The sequence below is a fragment of the Flavobacterium sp. P3_A6 genome (assembly GCF_056403035.1).
In genome coordinates this window covers 136,774-153,218 of the sequence record NZ_JBFUGG010000009.1, presented here as the reverse complement: position 1 = coordinate 153,218, position 16,445 = coordinate 136,774, and the positions used below count along the sequence as shown (strand labels likewise).

At 34.9% G+C, this 16,445-nt stretch carries 16 protein-coding genes; 4 read left to right on the top strand and 12 right to left on the bottom strand.

From position 1 onward, the window contains the following. Positions 1–67: 67 nt before the first annotated feature. Complete coding sequence (locus AC1DVP_RS11330) at positions 68–295, top strand: hypothetical protein (protein ID WP_326402991.1); 228 nt, start codon at positions 68–70, stop codon at positions 293–295. On the opposite strand, the gene AC1DVP_RS11325 is transcribed toward AC1DVP_RS11330, so the two are convergent. From AC1DVP_RS11325 to AC1DVP_RS11315, 3 genes are read right to left on the bottom strand one after another with little or no spacing between them, the layout of a single operon-like run. Then, complete coding sequence (locus AC1DVP_RS11325; protein WP_477183581.1) at positions 296–1,930, bottom strand: ArnT family glycosyltransferase; 1,635 nt, start codon at positions 1,928–1,930, stop codon at positions 296–298. Then, positions 1,911–2,543: a lipid-A-disaccharide synthase N-terminal domain-containing protein gene (locus tag AC1DVP_RS11320; RefSeq protein ID WP_477183580.1), complete on the bottom strand. Its 633-nt coding sequence runs from the start codon at positions 2,541–2,543 to the stop codon at positions 1,911–1,913. Before AC1DVP_RS11320 ends, AC1DVP_RS11325 begins: the two co-directional genes overlap by 20 nt. Next, complete coding sequence (locus AC1DVP_RS11315) at positions 2,543–3,256, bottom strand: glycosyltransferase family 2 protein (RefSeq protein WP_477183579.1); 714 nt, start codon at positions 3,254–3,256, stop codon at positions 2,543–2,545. Before AC1DVP_RS11315 ends, AC1DVP_RS11320 begins: the two co-directional genes overlap by 1 nt. Positions 3,257–3,388: 132 nt before the next feature. On the opposite strand from AC1DVP_RS11315, the gene AC1DVP_RS11310 reads away from it, so the two are divergent. Then, the gene (locus tag AC1DVP_RS11310) at positions 3,389–4,330 is read left to right on the top strand and encodes an NAD-dependent epimerase/dehydratase family protein (RefSeq protein ID WP_477183578.1); all 942 of its coding nucleotides are present in this window, start codon (positions 3,389–3,391) and stop codon (positions 4,328–4,330) included. 220 nt (positions 4,331–4,550) lie between these two features. Beyond that, complete coding sequence (locus AC1DVP_RS11305) at positions 4,551–5,345, top strand: hypothetical protein (RefSeq protein WP_477183577.1); 795 nt, start codon at positions 4,551–4,553, stop codon at positions 5,343–5,345. A 55-nt stretch (positions 5,346–5,400) separates the two neighbouring features. Here the strand turns inward: AC1DVP_RS11305 and meaB are convergent, their stop codons facing one another. From meaB to AC1DVP_RS11290, 3 genes are all read right to left on the bottom strand, one after another. Further along, entirely contained in the window at positions 5,401–6,489 is a 1,089-nt protein-coding gene (gene meaB / locus AC1DVP_RS11300; protein WP_477183576.1) for a methylmalonyl Co-A mutase-associated GTPase MeaB, read from the bottom strand. Positions 6,490–6,639: 150 nt separating this feature from the next. Further along, positions 6,640–7,281 (bottom strand): NAD(P)-dependent oxidoreductase, encoded by a 642-nt coding sequence (locus AC1DVP_RS11295; protein WP_477183575.1) that lies wholly within the window; start codon positions 7,279–7,281, stop codon positions 6,640–6,642. A 57-nt stretch (positions 7,282–7,338) separates the two neighbouring features. Beyond that, on the bottom strand, positions 7,339–7,746 hold the full coding sequence (locus AC1DVP_RS11290) for an Rrf2 family transcriptional regulator (protein ID WP_477183574.1): 408 nt from the start codon (positions 7,744–7,746) through the stop codon (positions 7,339–7,341). Between the two features lie 128 nt (positions 7,747–7,874). On the opposite strand from AC1DVP_RS11290, the gene AC1DVP_RS11285 reads away from it, so the two are divergent. Continuing rightward, positions 7,875–8,786, top strand: a complete 912-nt coding sequence (locus tag AC1DVP_RS11285) for an AEC family transporter (protein ID WP_477183573.1) — start codon at positions 7,875–7,877, stop codon at positions 8,784–8,786. A 76-nt stretch (positions 8,787–8,862) separates the two neighbouring features. On the opposite strand, the gene AC1DVP_RS11280 is transcribed toward AC1DVP_RS11285, so the two are convergent. From AC1DVP_RS11280 to AC1DVP_RS11255, 6 genes are all read right to left on the bottom strand, one after another. Beyond that, positions 8,863–9,447, bottom strand: coding sequence for an NUDIX domain-containing protein (locus AC1DVP_RS11280; protein ID WP_477183572.1), 585 nt, complete (start codon positions 9,445–9,447; stop codon positions 8,863–8,865). A gap of 56 nt (positions 9,448–9,503) precedes the next feature. Beyond that, positions 9,504–10,775 carry an adenylosuccinate synthase gene (locus AC1DVP_RS11275; RefSeq protein ID WP_477183571.1) on the bottom strand — a complete coding sequence of 424 codons (1,272 nt, stop codon included), beginning with the start codon at positions 10,773–10,775 and terminating at the stop codon, positions 9,504–9,506. A gap of 18 nt (positions 10,776–10,793) precedes the next feature. Beyond that, positions 10,794–11,273, bottom strand: coding sequence for a transcriptional repressor (locus AC1DVP_RS11270; RefSeq protein WP_315150324.1), 480 nt, complete (start codon positions 11,271–11,273; stop codon positions 10,794–10,796). A 335-nt stretch (positions 11,274–11,608) separates the two neighbouring features. Continuing rightward, positions 11,609–13,828 carry a RelA/SpoT family protein gene (locus tag AC1DVP_RS11265; RefSeq protein ID WP_477183570.1) on the bottom strand — a complete coding sequence of 740 codons (2,220 nt, stop codon included), beginning with the start codon at positions 13,826–13,828 and terminating at the stop codon, positions 11,609–11,611. A gap of 191 nt (positions 13,829–14,019) precedes the next feature. Next, complete coding sequence (locus tag AC1DVP_RS11260; protein ID WP_477183569.1) at positions 14,020–15,489, bottom strand: serine hydrolase; 1,470 nt, start codon at positions 15,487–15,489, stop codon at positions 14,020–14,022. Between the two features lie 154 nt (positions 15,490–15,643). Then, complete coding sequence (locus AC1DVP_RS11255; protein ID WP_477183568.1) at positions 15,644–16,429, bottom strand: TrmH family RNA methyltransferase; 786 nt, start codon at positions 16,427–16,429, stop codon at positions 15,644–15,646. Between the last annotated feature and the right edge of the window lie 16 nt (positions 16,430–16,445).

Genomic DNA, 16,445 nt, shown 5'->3' with positions numbered 1-16,445 from the left:
AATCGGTTAATCGTCTATTCGTTTAACCGATTAGACATATAAATAATAACAGATTAAACATTAAAATATGGAATTACCAAAATTTTTACTGGGAGACAACACTGATTTTCCTGATGATATTTTTATCATTCACTTAGATTACCCAAGATTCATTATCAATCTGAAAGACGATGAAGTAGAATTCATGGAAGAAGCCGAAGATCTTGATGAAGCCGAATTGAATGCCGAAATGGAAGGGCTTATTGTTCTTGCCAATGAATTTTATGATAGAGAAATAGCCCGTTACGAAGAATAATTATTTCTTTGTAACGATATAGTATATTCTCGTCAATCGGTCGTTATGTTTCTTTGAATCTTTTGGAACGTGATTTAAATCTATATAAGAAGACTCTTTGAAATTGTAATTGCTAAATTCTTTTTTAGCAGTAACACTATCAGTTTTAAAAGCCAATAAGCCAAATTTATCCTGAATAGGTAAGTTTAGTTTTTTGGTTTTTTCATTTAACAGTATAGGCATGCTAAATCCGTAATCCCAAATTATTTCGGGAGTAAATGCATTTAATTCATAGGTTTTAATTCCCAGATTTTTTTCATTGTCCCTTATTGCTTTAGCACTGGCATAATCTGGATTTTTTAAAATAAGGTTAGTGAACGGAATTCCAAAGGCAACCACTCCCGCTTGTACAGCTATTACGCCATAAAATACTTTTGTGAAATTTTTGTTTTTCAGATTGGCAAACAATAAATAGCCTATTGTAAATAATGAAACAGTTAGTCCAATCAGCCAAAATTCATAACCGGAAAAATCTTTTTTTACTTTGATAAAAATCACAATAGGAATAGCGAAGCAGATAAAAGTGATAAGTCCAAAAGCAAAATAAATAATTCCTTTTTCTTTTTTTGCACTGATGTTTTTGAAATTATTTATCAAGTATTCAATATAGAACCCAGTGTTTAAAGCCATCGGGATTAAAACAGGCAATAAATATCTTGATTTTTTTTCGGGTACAATTGAAAGTAAAACTACTGAGGCTAATGTCCATATCAGTGTAAACTGATAGGTTTTTAAATTACTGACTTTGTTCTTTAAATACGGATAAAGTAAGGCAATAAAGGCTGGAACTGTCCAGATGCCGCTTTGGGTAAAAAAGCTCCAGTAATAATAAAAAGGTCTGGTGTTGTAATTTCCCCATCGGCTGCTTTCAAGTTTGGTAACTTTTAAGTAGGTGGCTGGATCAGCCCATTTTACATATAAAGGCCATGACAAGCCAATAATTATGCCTATAAGAAGAACGAGTATGAGATATTTTTTTTTATCTTTTAATTGAAACTTATAAGTAAATCCGTAAGCAATTAAAAACGGTATTAATAGTGCATAGACAGAAATTGGTCCTTTGCTTAAAAAGGAGAAACCAAAAAATATTCCTGCCATTACAGAATTGAAAAGAAGCATCTTGGAATCATTCAGTAAATTCCATAAAAACAATATGCAGATTATCATAAAACTATGAGTATACATATCCCATTGATTGTCTCTTCCTGCAAAATAAATGTAAAAAGAAGTAATTAATATAAGCCCGTTGTGGAAACTTTGTTTTTGGGATAAACCCATTTTTTCAGAAAGTTTAAAAGTGCCGAAAACAAGCAGCAATGTTATCAAAACTACCGGCAAACGCATTCCGTAAGTACTGTCAAAACCAAAAATCATACCCGAAATTGCAGTTAGCCAAGTTGGTAATGGTGGTTTTTCATAACGGGGCAAATCATTTAAAGTTGTTAGTATCCAATGATTATGAGTTACCATTTCTCTGGCTGTAATAAAATTACGGGATTCCATGATGTTGGTTTCAATAACATCTAAATGAGGGAAAAGCATCAAAGAGGCTACTATGAAAAGCCAAAAAGTGTAATTATGAATTAATTTTGACATCCTTTTTTATGATTATTATATTTCTGGAATAAATGACTAAACCTATGGCATGGCCTGCTAATAATACAGGGTCTTTGCGAATTATTGCATAAATAAAAATAATAAGTGATCCTGACAGACTGATAATCCAAAAGCCTAATGGCAAGACAGAATCTTTTATCTTTTCAGAATAAATCCATTGATAAATAAACCGTAATGTAAACAATACCTGACCAATAATACCTGTCCAAAGCAGCCCTTTTGGTATTGCTTCATTTTTTAATAAATTATCTAAATCGTAGATATTATTGTTATAAGAATACCAAACAATAATAGCAGGAAATAAAAGTATGAACCATCGAAGAATAACATGAATTTTTTTCCAGTCATTTTGCAATTGAATGTTTCTGATATAAATGTAATAGGTGATGGTCTGTCCTAACATAATCGAGAAATCATGTCTGAAATAACCATAAACAAATAGTAAAAAGGAAGCAAATAAACTGATTTCCCAAAATAAAACGGGAGTCAATACTTTTTTGTTTTTTTCAGAAATAATCCATTGCAGTATCATTCTGCTGGAAAACAAAATTTGAGCAATGAACCCTATCGAATAAATGATAATTTTATTCATTAGCCTTGTTTTGCTACACTATAATTAATGTATTTTTTCTTCATCCACAAATAGGCAAAACAATCTTGAAGAGGCCCTAATAACCGATTCCATAGATTGAATTTGGAAACACCAGCAATTCTTTGAAAATGCCTTACTGGAGTTTGTTTGATTTTTCCGTTTTGAAGCAAAATCATAGCTGGTAAAAAACGGTGCAAGCCATTAAACATTGGGATTTTTTTTGCCATATCTGTACGGATGATTTTTAAAGGACAGCCAGTGTCGTCCATGCCGTCATCTGTAAAGGTTCTTCGAATGCCATTGGCAATTTTTGAAGACATATTTTTTGTAAAAGAATCTTTTCGGTTGGATCTTACTCCTGTAACCAAATCAAATTCACCTGTATATTCCATTAATATATTAAAATCTTCGGGAGCAGTCTGCAAATCGGCATCTATGTAGCCAACCCAAGGAGTATCTGTATAGTCAAAACCAGCTTTTATGGCAGCGCTTAAGCCTGCATTCTTTTCAAAAGAAATAAAGGTAAACTCTTCATTGTCTTTACAGATTTTTTCAATTAGGTTTTGACTATTGTCTTTGGAGCCATCATTGACAAACAGGATTTTTGTCTTTTTTTTGGAAATGCTCAAAAACTGTTTCATTTCTTGATGGACACGGTCGAGGTTATCCTCTTCGTTATAAACTGGTATAATAATCGTTAATTCAAAACTCATAGCTGATGGTGATGGGATTTAGACAAAAGTATTTCATTTTGTAAAAAAGCAGATTAAATTTTCATTAAAATTTATAGGCTTTGGTAAAGATAGTAATGTTTATTCTTACTTTTATATGTAAATTTTTTTGATATGAAAATATTAGTTACTGGTGCGGCAGGATATATTGCTTCACACACCGCAGAGAGGCTGCAATTTTTTGGGCATGAAGTAGTTGGTTTGGATAATTTTTCTGATTATTATGATGTCTCTTTGAAGCAATTGAATGCTAAAGCTTTGAATGCTAAAGGTATTATGATTGAGAAAATTGATTTGAGATTTCCTGAACAGCTGCAAAGATTACCAACAGATTTTAATTATATTTTTCATTTTGCCGCACAGCCAGGGATTTCTGCAACTTCCAGTTTTGAAGATTACTTAGGAAACAATGTTGTCGGAACCAAAAATTTACTTGATTTTGCTTTAAAAAATAAAAATTTAAATCTTTTTGTAAATATAGCCACATCCTCTATTTATGGAATTCATGCAACTTTTGATGAAGCTGTGGTTCCATTGCCAGCTTCATTTTATGGAGTTACAAAATTAGCAGGCGAACAATTAATTTTGGCAAGCAGCAGACTTGGACAATTAAAAGCCTGTTCATTGCGGCTGTATTCGGTTTACGGACCAAGAGAAAGACCTGAAAAGTTATATACCAAGCTAATAGCAAATGCATTACATGATATTTCCTTTCCTTTGTTTAAGGGGAGTGAAAATCATTTACGGAGTTTTACGTATGTCCAGGATATTGTGGATGGTGTTGTGAGCGTCATTGGTAAGGAAGATATAATTAATAATGAAATTATCAATCTGGGGACAGAAGAAGAAAATACAACGCAGCACGGTATTGAAATTGTAGAGCAAATTTTAAATAAAAAAATAGATATTCAAATTGTAGAAGCTAGGAGCGGCGATCAGTTAAGAACTAAGGCAGTGATTGATAAAGCTAGAAAATTATTGGGATACAATCCAAAAACCAGTCTGTACGAAGGTTTGAAAGAACAAGTGCAATGGTATCAGGATAATTTTTTATAGTAACTTGTTTTCTATATAAGCTGCAAAAGTTGGATAAACAGCTTCTGCAGTTTTTTTCTTTTTTTAAGATGCTAGACATTAAAGCAACTGTCTGATGAAATAGTTGTAACTTTAATGTCTTATTTTTTAGTTTTTTGTAATAATGTTGGTTTTAAAAGTAAAAGAGGGTAACAAAAATTAGACTTTGTTTATCTATAATAAATCTTTAAAGTAAAGCGATATGAAAAATCTTAAAACAACTTTTTTTGCAACAGCAATGGCATTGTTTTGTTTGGCAAATGTAAAAGGACAAGATACCAAAATAGTGAAGGAAAAAATTAATAAATCCAGTTCCGGTTTGGAAAGCACTTTAGGTGATTCTGCTCAAAAAAGTAATATAAATGGCATAAACAGTAACGGAATGCCAAATAGAATTTCGATGAATGTTACTGTTGCAAAGCAGACACAAGGAGCTACTTTTGGTGAAAAAGTAAATTCTGGAAAAATAAATGTGATATTAGCTGAAGGTGGCTGTATTGTTTTATTCCCTTCCAATGAAGGCTATAGAGTCAATACAACGGATAAGAGTATTAAGGAATTGAATAGTAATGAATGCGTTGCTTTTGGAGAAAAAGTGAATCAAGGTTTACATGCCGCAGGTGGCGCTTTGGCACAAGGGGCATCTTTATTGGGTGGTGCTTTGCCTGGCGGATCGATTATTTCGGCGGCGGTTTCAAGTGTGGGTAATTTAGCTGGCGGTGGCAGTGGAGCTGCAGCTGCTTCGTATGCCGCTACTGGACGAACTGTAAATCCAGATTCAGAAAAAAAAGTTTTGAAAATTAATGATAACGAAAATAATGCAGTATTAGATTTACTTGATGGCGAATATCAATTAACATTTGTGATAGCTGAAAAAGCAAATTCGGGTTTAAAAGACACATTAAAAACTCAAGTCCGCATTGGTTTTACTATTGAGCAAGGAGTACTGAAAACAAAACATGATACTGCTAAAAATTCAGTAGGCAACATTCGTTAAGTGAAAATTTATTCGATTGAGAAAAGTTTGTTATTAAATGTATTACAAGAGAGAATTAAAATTTAAAATATTTTTTCAATAATAATTGAGCGGCTGCAAAAGGTGAAATTTCATCGGTTGAAACCGCTTTTTTAGTTGAAGTTAAGAGTTTTTGAATTTCAGGATGATTGTAAAAATTGTCTTTTAATTGTTCGTTAATAGTTTCCATCATCCAAAATAGGTTTTGTTCTTTGCGCTTTTCTTCGAAATAATGATTAGAATTGACCAATTCAAGATAATCCAGAATAGTTTGCCAAACGGCTCCAATGCCTTCGTGAGTAAGTGCGCTGCAGGTAGCCACAGTAGGAATCCATCCTGATTTTTTTGGGTGAAATAGATGTAATGCCCTGTTGAATTCGACCTTTGCCAATTGCGCTTTTTTTATGTTATCGCCATCGGCTTTATTGATAACCACTGCATCTGCCATTTCCATAATACCGCGTTTAATGCCTTGAAGCTCATCGCCGGCACCGGCAATTTTTAGCAGTAAAAAGAAATCGGTCATGCTGTGAACGGCTGTTTCGCTTTGTCCCACGCCTACAGTCTCAATTAATATGATGTCAAAACCGCATGCTTCGCAAAGGGTTATTGTTTCTCGTGTTTTTCGGGCAACGCCTCCCAAAGTTTCTCCAGATGCAGAGGGTCGGATGAATGCATTTTCATCTTTTACTAATTCTTCCATTCGGGTTTTGTCTCCGAGTATACTTCCATGTGAAATGGTACTGCTTGGATCTACAGCAAGAACCGCAACTTTTTTATCTAAGCGGGTTAAATGTTTGCCAAAAGCTTCGATAAAAGTACTTTTGCCAACACCAGGAACACCTGTGATTCCTATCCGGACTGATTTGTTGGCATGCGGCAAGCAACCATTGATAACTTCAGTTGCTTTTTCCAGATGAGCGGGGTTAGTGCTTTCAATTAATGTGATTGCACGGCTGAGAGCCGTTATGTTTCCTTTCAAAATGCCATCAATTAATTCTTTTGCAGAAGGTTGCTTTTTTCTGGATTCCTTAATTTGGCGTATAGCATCTGAGCTGATTGTTTCTTGAAGAGAAACACCGGCTTTTTCATTCAAAGCGCTTGGATTTTTTTTTTTGTTAGTCAAAATACTTTTTCTTTTTGAAGAGTAAAAGTAGTGAAAACAAAAACAGTTTCAAAAACGCAATTGTTTTGAAACTGTTTTTATTTATCCTCATCCCACCTCTCCTTTGGAGGGGGGATATGGAATTGGATTGTTTTATATTTTTAAACGGTATTAATAGGCCGCTGTAAAACGAACTTGATGATGTTTTGGTGTTTCTGCTTCATCTGCAATAACAACAGCTAAATCTTCTACCGAAAGTATGCTTCTTTGTTCTTCATTAAAAACCGGATTTTCTAAGCCTAAACGATACTTGCCTGTTCTTCCTGTTTTTGTTCCTTGATGCATTTCGATAGCTGGACTAAAAAAGGCCCAATCTAATTCCTTTTCTTCTTTAATTGTTTCAAGATAATGTCTTGCTGCATTTGCTCCGTCAAATATCTCTTTTGGAAATTCTGGCGTGTCAACTAATTGTACATTTGGCGCTATGTATAAGCTTCCTGCCCCACCAATGGTTATAAACCGTTTTACTCCCGATTTTTTTACAGCTTCCTGAATAGCTTTTGACCCAGCAATAGAGTCATTGTAAATGTTGGGGTTTGTCCAGCCTGGGTTGTAAGCATTAACAACAAGGTCATGGCCTTGTAAAGTTTCTGCTAACGAATCAATATCAAAGATGTCAGTTGCTACCCATTTAGCTCCGGAAGTATCTTTTGGGTTTCTGGCAATAGCAGTGATTTCATGATTTCTGCCTGCTAATTCATTTAAAATTGCTGAGCCTACAAATCCTGTGGCTCCGATAATTGCGATTTTCATAATTATATGTATTTAAAAGTAATAAAAAAAGTTACAGTTTTGAGTAAAAAAATAGAATTAAAATTTATTTGAAAAATCTTCCAAAGTAATGTCGCTTAATTGCAAGTTGATTGTTCGATTAATATCTTCATATAAATTTTCTAAGTTTTTATTGATTTGTTTGCCTACTGGGCAATCTGGATTTGGTTTATTCTTTGAAAAACCTAATGTTACCGTATCAAAAGTCATTTTGAATATGGCATCCAAAGTTATGTTTGAAGCGGATTTCAGTAAACGAGTTCCTCCATTWTTTCCTTCTTTGCTTTCTACAATATTATTTTTTTTCAGGTTTGCTATTTCTTTTCTGACCAAAACAGGATGCAGATTCATACTTCCTGCAATAAAATCAGATGATAGATATTCATCTGGAAATTTTGAAAGCAATGTAAGAATGTGTAATGTAATGGCAAATTTACCTGAAATCATACTGTAATAAAATTTATTGCAAAAATAAAAATTAAATTCACTTCTTCAGCTTTTTTTATTAATAATTTCAAAGCTTACATTTTATTAAATCAGATTATTAATGGTATTTTTGCATTCAATTCTGTTTTATGTACAACATTATTTTAATTTTTGTCAGCTTATTGATTGGCATCCTTTTGCAAAAAGCAAAACGCTTACCAGCCAATACATACAAGATATTGAACTATATTGTTATCTATTTTTGTCTTCCTTCATTAGCTTTGTTTTATATTCCAAAGGTTCAATTAGATACTCATTTACTGTATCCAATAGCTGTGACCTGGATTGGTTTTACAATAGCAATTTTGTTTTTTAGTTTTTTAGGAGCGAGATTGAAATGGTCTAGAAAACTTACTGGCTGCCTGATTATGACTGCTGGTTTTAGTAATACTTCTTTTTTAGGATTTCCTATTGTTCAGGCTTTGTATGGTGAAGAGGGATTGAAAATGGCTATTTTGGTTGATCAGCCAGGAACATTTGTAGTACTTTCAACTTTAGGTGTTTTTGTTGCCACTTTATATTCTAAGGGGAGTTCAGATGGGGTTGAAATTGCTAAAAAAATAATCTTTTTTCCGCCTTTTATAGCTTTTCTTTTGGCTTGTTTTATGAATGTGTTTCATTTTGATTTTCATCAATACATTCAGTTTGGTCTGCAAAAGATAGGAAGTGTGATGACTCCGTTGGCAATGCTCTCGGTAGGCTTGCAATTGAGTTTTGACAGAAGAAGCAAGCACTTTAAATTTTTAGGTTTGGGACTTTTTTATAAATTAATATTGACTCCTGCCATAATTTATTTATTGTATGTTGTGGTTTTTGATCAGCATTCCAAAATGATTCAAGTGTCCCTTATGGAAGCGGCAATGGCACCTATGATTTCGTCCAGTATTATTGCGGCTTCTTATGGTTTAAAACCTAGATTATGCAGTATGATGATTGGTTTTGGAATTCCTCTTTCTTTTATCACTTTGCTGTTTTGGTATTTTGTGGCGAATTCCATTTGATGAAATAACCAGCAGATAACATGAATTAAACAGATGAAAATAGAATTTTTATCTTCTTTATGTCATCTGCTAATTTTTATGAAACTAAATTATGAATTTTGGCATATTGCAGAAGCATGACTGTTTTGGCATCTTTTATCTCTCCTGATTCGATCATAAGATAAGCTTGATCAAAAGGAATTTCTAGAACATCAATTTCTTCATGTTCCTGCTCAAGTCCGCCGCCAGCGCTTACTTTCATACTATTGTCATATTCTCCTACGAAGCAATATAGAATTTCGGTTAATGCGCCTGGAGACATGTAGGTTTCAAAAACTTTTTTAACAGACGGTAAACGGTAGCCTGTTTCTTCTTCAGTTTCTCGAATGATGCAGGCTTCGGGATCATCTTTATCAAGTAATCCAGCGCATACTTCAATCATTAGGCCGCTTTTGTTTCCGTTTAAATACGTTGGAAGCCTAAACTGTCGGGTTAGTATCACTGTTCCTATTGAATTATTGTATAAAAGTATGGCGGCTCCATTGCCTCTGTCATATACTTCGCGTTCTTGAGTGTCCCAAGTATCGTCTTTTTTTTGATAGTCTACAGTGACTTTGTTTAGGATATACCAATTGTCTGACAGCAGTTCTGTTTTTTGTATTTTATATTTTGGATTGTTCATGAGAGCTGTGTTTTGAATATAAAAAAACGTCCCGATTTATCGGGACGTTATCTGTATTATTTAAGAATTGTTTGTTTTCTGTCTGGTCCAACAGAAACAATTTTTATTGGAACTTCAACTTCTTTTTCAATAAATTCGATGTATTCTTTTAATTCTGCAGGTAATTGTTCATAAGTGGTTAAGCCCGTTAAGTCTTGGTGCCATCCTTTGAATTCTTTGAATACAGGAGTTACATTTTCCGGTTCGATATTATAAGGGAAATGTGAAATGTTTTTTCCTTTATAGTTATATTCTGTACATACTTTTAAAGTTTCGAAACCAGAAAGTACATCACCTTTCATCATCATTAACTGTGTCACTCCGTTGATTTGAACAGCATATTTTAAGGCTACTAAATCCAACCAGCCACAACGTCTTTGTCTTCCGGTAACTGATCCAAATTCGTTTCCAACTTTGGCCATTGTAGCTCCATCTCCATCAAAAAGTTCAGTTGGGAAAGGCCCGCTTCCTACGCGTGTTACGTAAGCTTTGAAAATCCCGTATACTTCTTTGATTTTGTTTGGGGCAATTCCTAAACCTGTACAGGCACCAGCGGCTGTAGTGTTTGATGATGTTACAAATGGATATGTTCCAAAATCAACGTCTAGTAATGAACCTTGAGCTCCTTCGCAAAGGATTGATTTTCCAGCTTTTTGAGCCTGCGCTAAATATTCTTCACTATCAATAAAATCTAATGTTTTTAAAACTTCGATAGATTCGAAGAATTCTTTTTCCATTTCGGCCAGATTGTACTGAATGTTAACATCGTAGAATTTAATCATTTCTTCGTGCTTGTCGGCCAATGCTCTGTAACGCTCTCCAAAATCTTCTAATTCAGTGTCGCCAACACGCAATCCGTTTCTGCCGGTTTTGTCCATGTAAGTCGGTCCGATTCCTTTAAGCGTAGAACCGATTTTGGCTTTCCCTTTTGATGCTTCAGAAGCGGCATCAAGTAAGCGGTGTGTTGGTAAAATTAAATGTGCTTTTCTTGAAATGATTAATTTGCTTTTGATGTCCAAATTAAATTTTTCAAGACCTTCGATTTCTTTTTGAAATACAACTGGGTCAATTACTACTCCGTTTCCAATAATATTGATAGCTGTTTTATGGAAAATTCCAGATGGAATAGTTCTAAGAACGTGTTTTATTCCGTCAAATTCTAAAGTATGCCCTGCATTTGGCCCTCCTTGAAAACGAGCAATTATATCATAATTTGAAGTAAGAACGTCAACAATTTTTCCTTTTCCTTCATCTCCCCATTGTAATCCTAATAATAAATCTACAGTCATTCTATGTTTTATTTGCAGTTAATTTTCTATTGTGTCTTCTGTATTTGTTTTTTTTCTGTTTCCGTATAAGTATAGGGAATGATTGGTGATTTCTATATCAAAAATTTCTTCGATTGTTTTTTTGATGGTCTGAATTCGAGGGTCGCAAAACTCAATCACTTCGCCTGTGTCTGTCATAATGATATGATCGTGCTGTTTGTCGAAATAAGATTTTTCGTAGTGCGCTTGATTCTGCCCAAACTGATGTTTGCGGACCAAGGCGCAGTCCAGCAATAATTCGATTGTATTGTAAAGGGTAGCTCTACTGACACGGTAGTTTTTGTTTTTCATTTTGAGATATAGGTTTTCTATATCAAAATGTTCTTCACTTTCGTATATTTCCTGAAGGATGGCATAACGTTCGGGTGTTTTGCGGTGTCCTTTGTTTTCAAGATACATTGTAAAAACGTTTTTTACAATCTCTTGATTTTTGTTGTTATCTGTAGAAATGAGTGTCATATCCTGCAAAGATAAATTATTATTTTAAAAGTATAAAAAAATAGGGTTTTAATTCTAAGCGATTTACTTTATTTTTTGGTGTTTGAGGTTGTTTTTTTGAGATGCATCCTGATAAAAATTAAGGTTGTGGTTTTTTTCCGTGAGGGATAGAAACAAACTACCGAAGTAGCGCGTATAGCCCGACATCATTAGGGAAAGAGACTGTATATGTGGTATTGTGAGCAAGTCTCTTTTCCTAATGGTGGCACGCCCTAATTGTTTTTGGAATTATTTGGTTTTGGTTTTTGGTTTTGATTATAACAATTTTTATTCTTAAAGTTTGTTTTTGTGAATTGTTAGTTTTTGTATACTCGCGTTACTTTGTCAATTCCGTCAATTTTTTTGATGTTGTCCATTAATTTCTTCAAAATGGTGATATTGGGTACAATTACGGATATTTGTCCTTTGAAAATACCTGCTTCTCCGTTGAGTGAAATGCTTTGTATGTTAACATTCATATTGTTTGAAATCACTTTTGTCAGTTCGTTTGTAAGTCCTAAACTGTCCATTCCCATAATATTGATGGTAGCTTTGAAATCTTGCTGGGTGGAGTCGATCCACTTGGCCTGCATGATGCGGTAAGCATAATTGGACTGTAAAGCAATAGCGTTTGGGCAGTCTTTTTTGTGAATTTTAATGCCTTCGTTTATGGTTACAAAACCAAATACTTCATCTCCTGGAATTGGGTTGCAGCAACTGGATAATTTGTAATCGAGTTTGTCCTGCGTTTTGCCAAAAACCAGCATGTCATAATTGCTGCTGATGACCTGTTTATGGATATCCTCGTTGGGAGTATTGTTACTGCGCTTGATTTTATTTTTGAAAAAATTGATTAAAGAGTTGCTTTTTTGGCTTGCATAATCTTTTAATTGTTGGTTATCAATAGATCCAACACCAACTCTGTAAAATAAATCCAGACTGGTTTTTAGTTTAAAAAAGTTTACTAACTCATTGGTAGTTTGTTCGTTTAGAGCTACTTTGAGGTGTTTTAGTTTGCGGGTAAGCAGTTCTTTTCCGTCTTCGGCAATTTTTTTGGTATTCTCGTTGAGAACGTTTCTGATTTTGTTTTTTGCTCTCGATGTGGTAACAAAATCCAGCCAGTTGATGGTTGGTTTTTGATTAGGTGAGGTGATGATTTCAACTTGGTCGCCGCTTTTTAATTCGTAATTTAAAGGTACTAATTTTCCGTTGACTCTTGTTCCTCTTGTTTTTATTCCAATCTCGGAGTGGATGCTGAAAGCAAAATCCAGTGATGTGGCTCCTTTTGGAAGTGATTTGATTTCTCCTTTTGGTGTAAAAATATAAATTTCTTTGGAGTACAGGTTCATTTTGAAATCTTCTACAAAATCGACGGCACTGGTCTCGGAGTTTTCCAGCGCTTCTTTCAGAAGATTTAACCAAACATCAAGCCCGTTTTCTTCGGTGGCTCCGTTTTTATATTTATAATGGGCTGCGTATCCTTTTTCGGCAATTTCATCCATACGTTCGCTTCGAACCTGTACTTCTACCCAACGGCCTTTTGGTCCCATTACGGTGATGTGCAGGGCTTCGTAACCAGTTGATTTTGGAGATGATATCCAGTCACGTAAACGGCTTGGGCTGGGTCTGTAATGATCTGTTACGATGGAATAAATTTTCCAAGCTAGGAATTTCTCGTCGTGCGGATTTGATTTGTAAACAATGCGTAATGCAAATTTGTCATAGACTTCGTCAAAGCTTACATTTTGCGCAAGCATCTTTCTATTGATTGAATAAATAGATTTTGGCCGGCCTTTAATGATGTAGTCTATATTTTCTTCGTCTAAAGCTTTTTGGAGCACTTCGGAAATATCTTTGATGTAAAGATCCTGTTCTTCTTTGGTTTCTCTTATTCTGCTGACAATGTTGTTGTATCTTTCTGGTTCGGTATATTTTAAACCTAAATCTTCGAGTTTGTTTTTTATTTTATAAAGTCCCAATCGATGTGCCAATGGGGCATAAATGTATAAGGTTTCGGAAGCTAATTTGACTTGTTTGTAGTCCTCCATAGAGTCCATAGTGAGCATATTATGCAGTCTGTCGGCTATTTTGATGAGGATTACCCTAACATCGTCATTGAGGGTTAGCAGCATTCTGCGAAAATTCTCCGCCTGCATCGATACATTGAGGTCTTTTTGGACCAATGATATTTTTGTTAAGCCTTCGACCAGTTGGGCAATTTTGGGACCAAACATTTTGTCGATGTCTTTGACAGTGATTGGTGTGTCTTCGACAACGTCGTGCATGAGGGCAGCTGCAATAGAAGTTGCTCCCAAACCGATGTCTGAGGCTACGATTTTGGCAACTGCAATAGGATGGAATATATAGGCTTCGCCAGATTTTCTGCGCTGATCTTTATGTGCGTCCACAGCAACATCAAACGCCTTGCGTATCACCTTTTTATCCTCTGTTGTTAAGGTTTGGTAGCTGATGCGAAGCAGCTCTTTGTATTCGTGAGCAATTGCTTTGTTTTCTTTTTCTATATCGATTTCTATCATAACGGCATGGTTCAATTCTTAAAAATAAGAAAATTTTAGTTGATGTGCAAGGGGAAGAGAAGGGATTTTAGAATTTAGACTGCAGATTTAAGAATAAAGGACATAGAGAATAGAATAAAGAATTGTCCGAATTTCTCTAATGTCTATTCTCCATTTTCTATCATTTATGATCTGTGTTCTTTTTCTATCCTTTACATTCGCTTAAAATCCAAATCCTGAAAGTCATAACTGAAATCAGTTGATTCTGAAATAGGCTTCATTTTGATTCCAGTTGCTTTTCCAGTTGCATCAAATTCAAAAAACAAATGAGCATCAGCATGAAAATAGGCATTGTTCCATTTTACAACCAGATTTTTGTCTTTATGAAGAAACAGCTCTCCCGCAAGCTGTGGTGATCGTTTGGAGGCAAAAAATAGTTTTCCTTTCTTTTCGCTGATTACAATTTCGCCAAACCATATGTCTTTGTAAGTGCCTACATAATTGTTGAAGTCAATTTTTATATTCTCTTTTTTATTTTTGGCAACTAATGCCCAAACTTCATCTGAGCTTTTATCACCAGCTTCCTCATCGGCTTTTTCTAAATTTCGGTAAAGGGTTACATAATCCTCTGATTTGATTCCCAGATAGCTGTCTTTTATTGTATTGGTTATTGCAGAGAATGCATCACCTGATTGCTGGTTAGTCAAAACTATAATTCCTAAATTGAGTTCAGGAATAAGAGTTACTTGTGTGACAATCCCTTCTAAACCTCCCGTATGTGAAACTTGTTTGTACCCTTTTGGGTCGTTTAAAAACCATCCTAAACCGTAAGCAGAAAAATGAACGTTGTAAGGAGGTCTTGTTCTTGCTGGAATTATAGTTTGCGGCGTCCACATCTCATTGTGTTCTTTCTCCGAGAATAACTGTTTGTTTTCAATTCCGTATTTTCCATTGTTCAATTGCATGATCACCCATTTGCTCATTTCGTTTACATTTGAGTAGATACCGCCGGCCGGATCCATTACCTGGCCTTTGCTTCTTGCTATTACTTTTAGTTTTCCATTGATGGGTACGTGGGGAACGATCACGTTGCTGGTGTCTTTTAATCGGACAAATGAAGCCGCACTATTTTTCATCTCCAATGGTTTCATAATTCGGCTTTCAACAAAATCGCACCAGCTCATACCGCTTACTTTATGAACAACTTCTCCAGCAACCATATATAATAAATTGTCGTAATCAAATTTTGTCCTAAAACCTGATACCGGTTTCAAGTATTGTAAATTCCCTATGATATCCTGTGCGGTAAAATTGCTTCCGTCAGGCCAAATCATCAAATCACCCGCGCCAAGTCCTAAACCGCTTCTGTGAGTCAACAAATCCCGAATAGTAAATTCATTGGTTACATAATCGTTATACATTTTGAAATTTGGCAGATAAGTAATGACTTTATCATCCCATTTCAGTTTGCCCTCGTCTATTAAGATTGCCAAAGCTGCACTAGTAAAAGCCTTACTGTTGGAAGCAATTGCATAAAGGGTATTTGCATCTGTCTTTTCATTAGTAAGGATCGATTTTACTCCGTAGCCTTTCGCCAAAACTACTTTTCCGTCTTTTACTATTGCTACCGCAATTCCGGGTACATTAAAAGCAGTTAAAGTTCGATTGACTAAATTGTCCACTTCTTGCTCCGTTATTTGAGCAAAAGAATGAAAGCTAAATGCGAGAAGGATTAAAAGGGTGAAGCTAATTTTTTTTATATTATTCGATTTAATTGTTTTCTAATCTGTAATCGGAATTCTATTTTCTATGCTCTTTATTCTAAAAATCGGCAATCTAAAAACCTCTCTGCCTCTTTGCTTCAAATATCAAAATCGCTGCAGCAACTGAAACATTCATGCTGTCTATTTCTCCCTGCATTGGGATAATAATATTTTGGGTGGCAGCATCACGCCATTCCTGTGTCAGTCCCGTGGCTTCAGTTCCTACAACTAGAGCTGTTGGCGAAGTATAATCTTGGGTATGGTAAGACGTGGAATTTTGTAAAGTAGCGCAATAAAAATTGATATTTCTTTCTTTCAAAAAAGCAATAATTTCGGCAGTAGTTCCTGTAGCAATCTGATTGGTAAACAAACAGCCTACGCTTGACCGAACTACATTAGGATTGTATAAATCACTTTTTGGATTGGCAATAATCACGGCGTCAAGATTTGCAGCATCGGCAGTGCGCAATAATGCACCTATGTTTCCAGGTTTTTCTGGAGCTTCGGCAATAAGGATCAATGGGTTTTCGGATAATTGTAAATCGGATAACTGCATTGATTTGGTTTTGGCTACAGCCAAAATTCCTTCGGTAGTATCTCTGTATGCCAGTTTTTGATACACTTCTTTGTTGATTTCAATTAATTCAGCCTTACCTGATAATTTTTGGGTTTCAGTTTCAGAGCAGACTTCGGGCAAAAACAAAATCGTTTCTATTTCGTATCCGCCTTTCATGGCTAGTGAAATTTCACGTTTTCCTTCAATCAAGAATGTTCCCGACTGTTTGCGGGCTTTTGCTTTTTCCTGTAATAACACTAAGGATTTTATAAAAGGATTTTGGATGGAAGTGATTTGTTTCAAGTCTGTCGGAGATTGG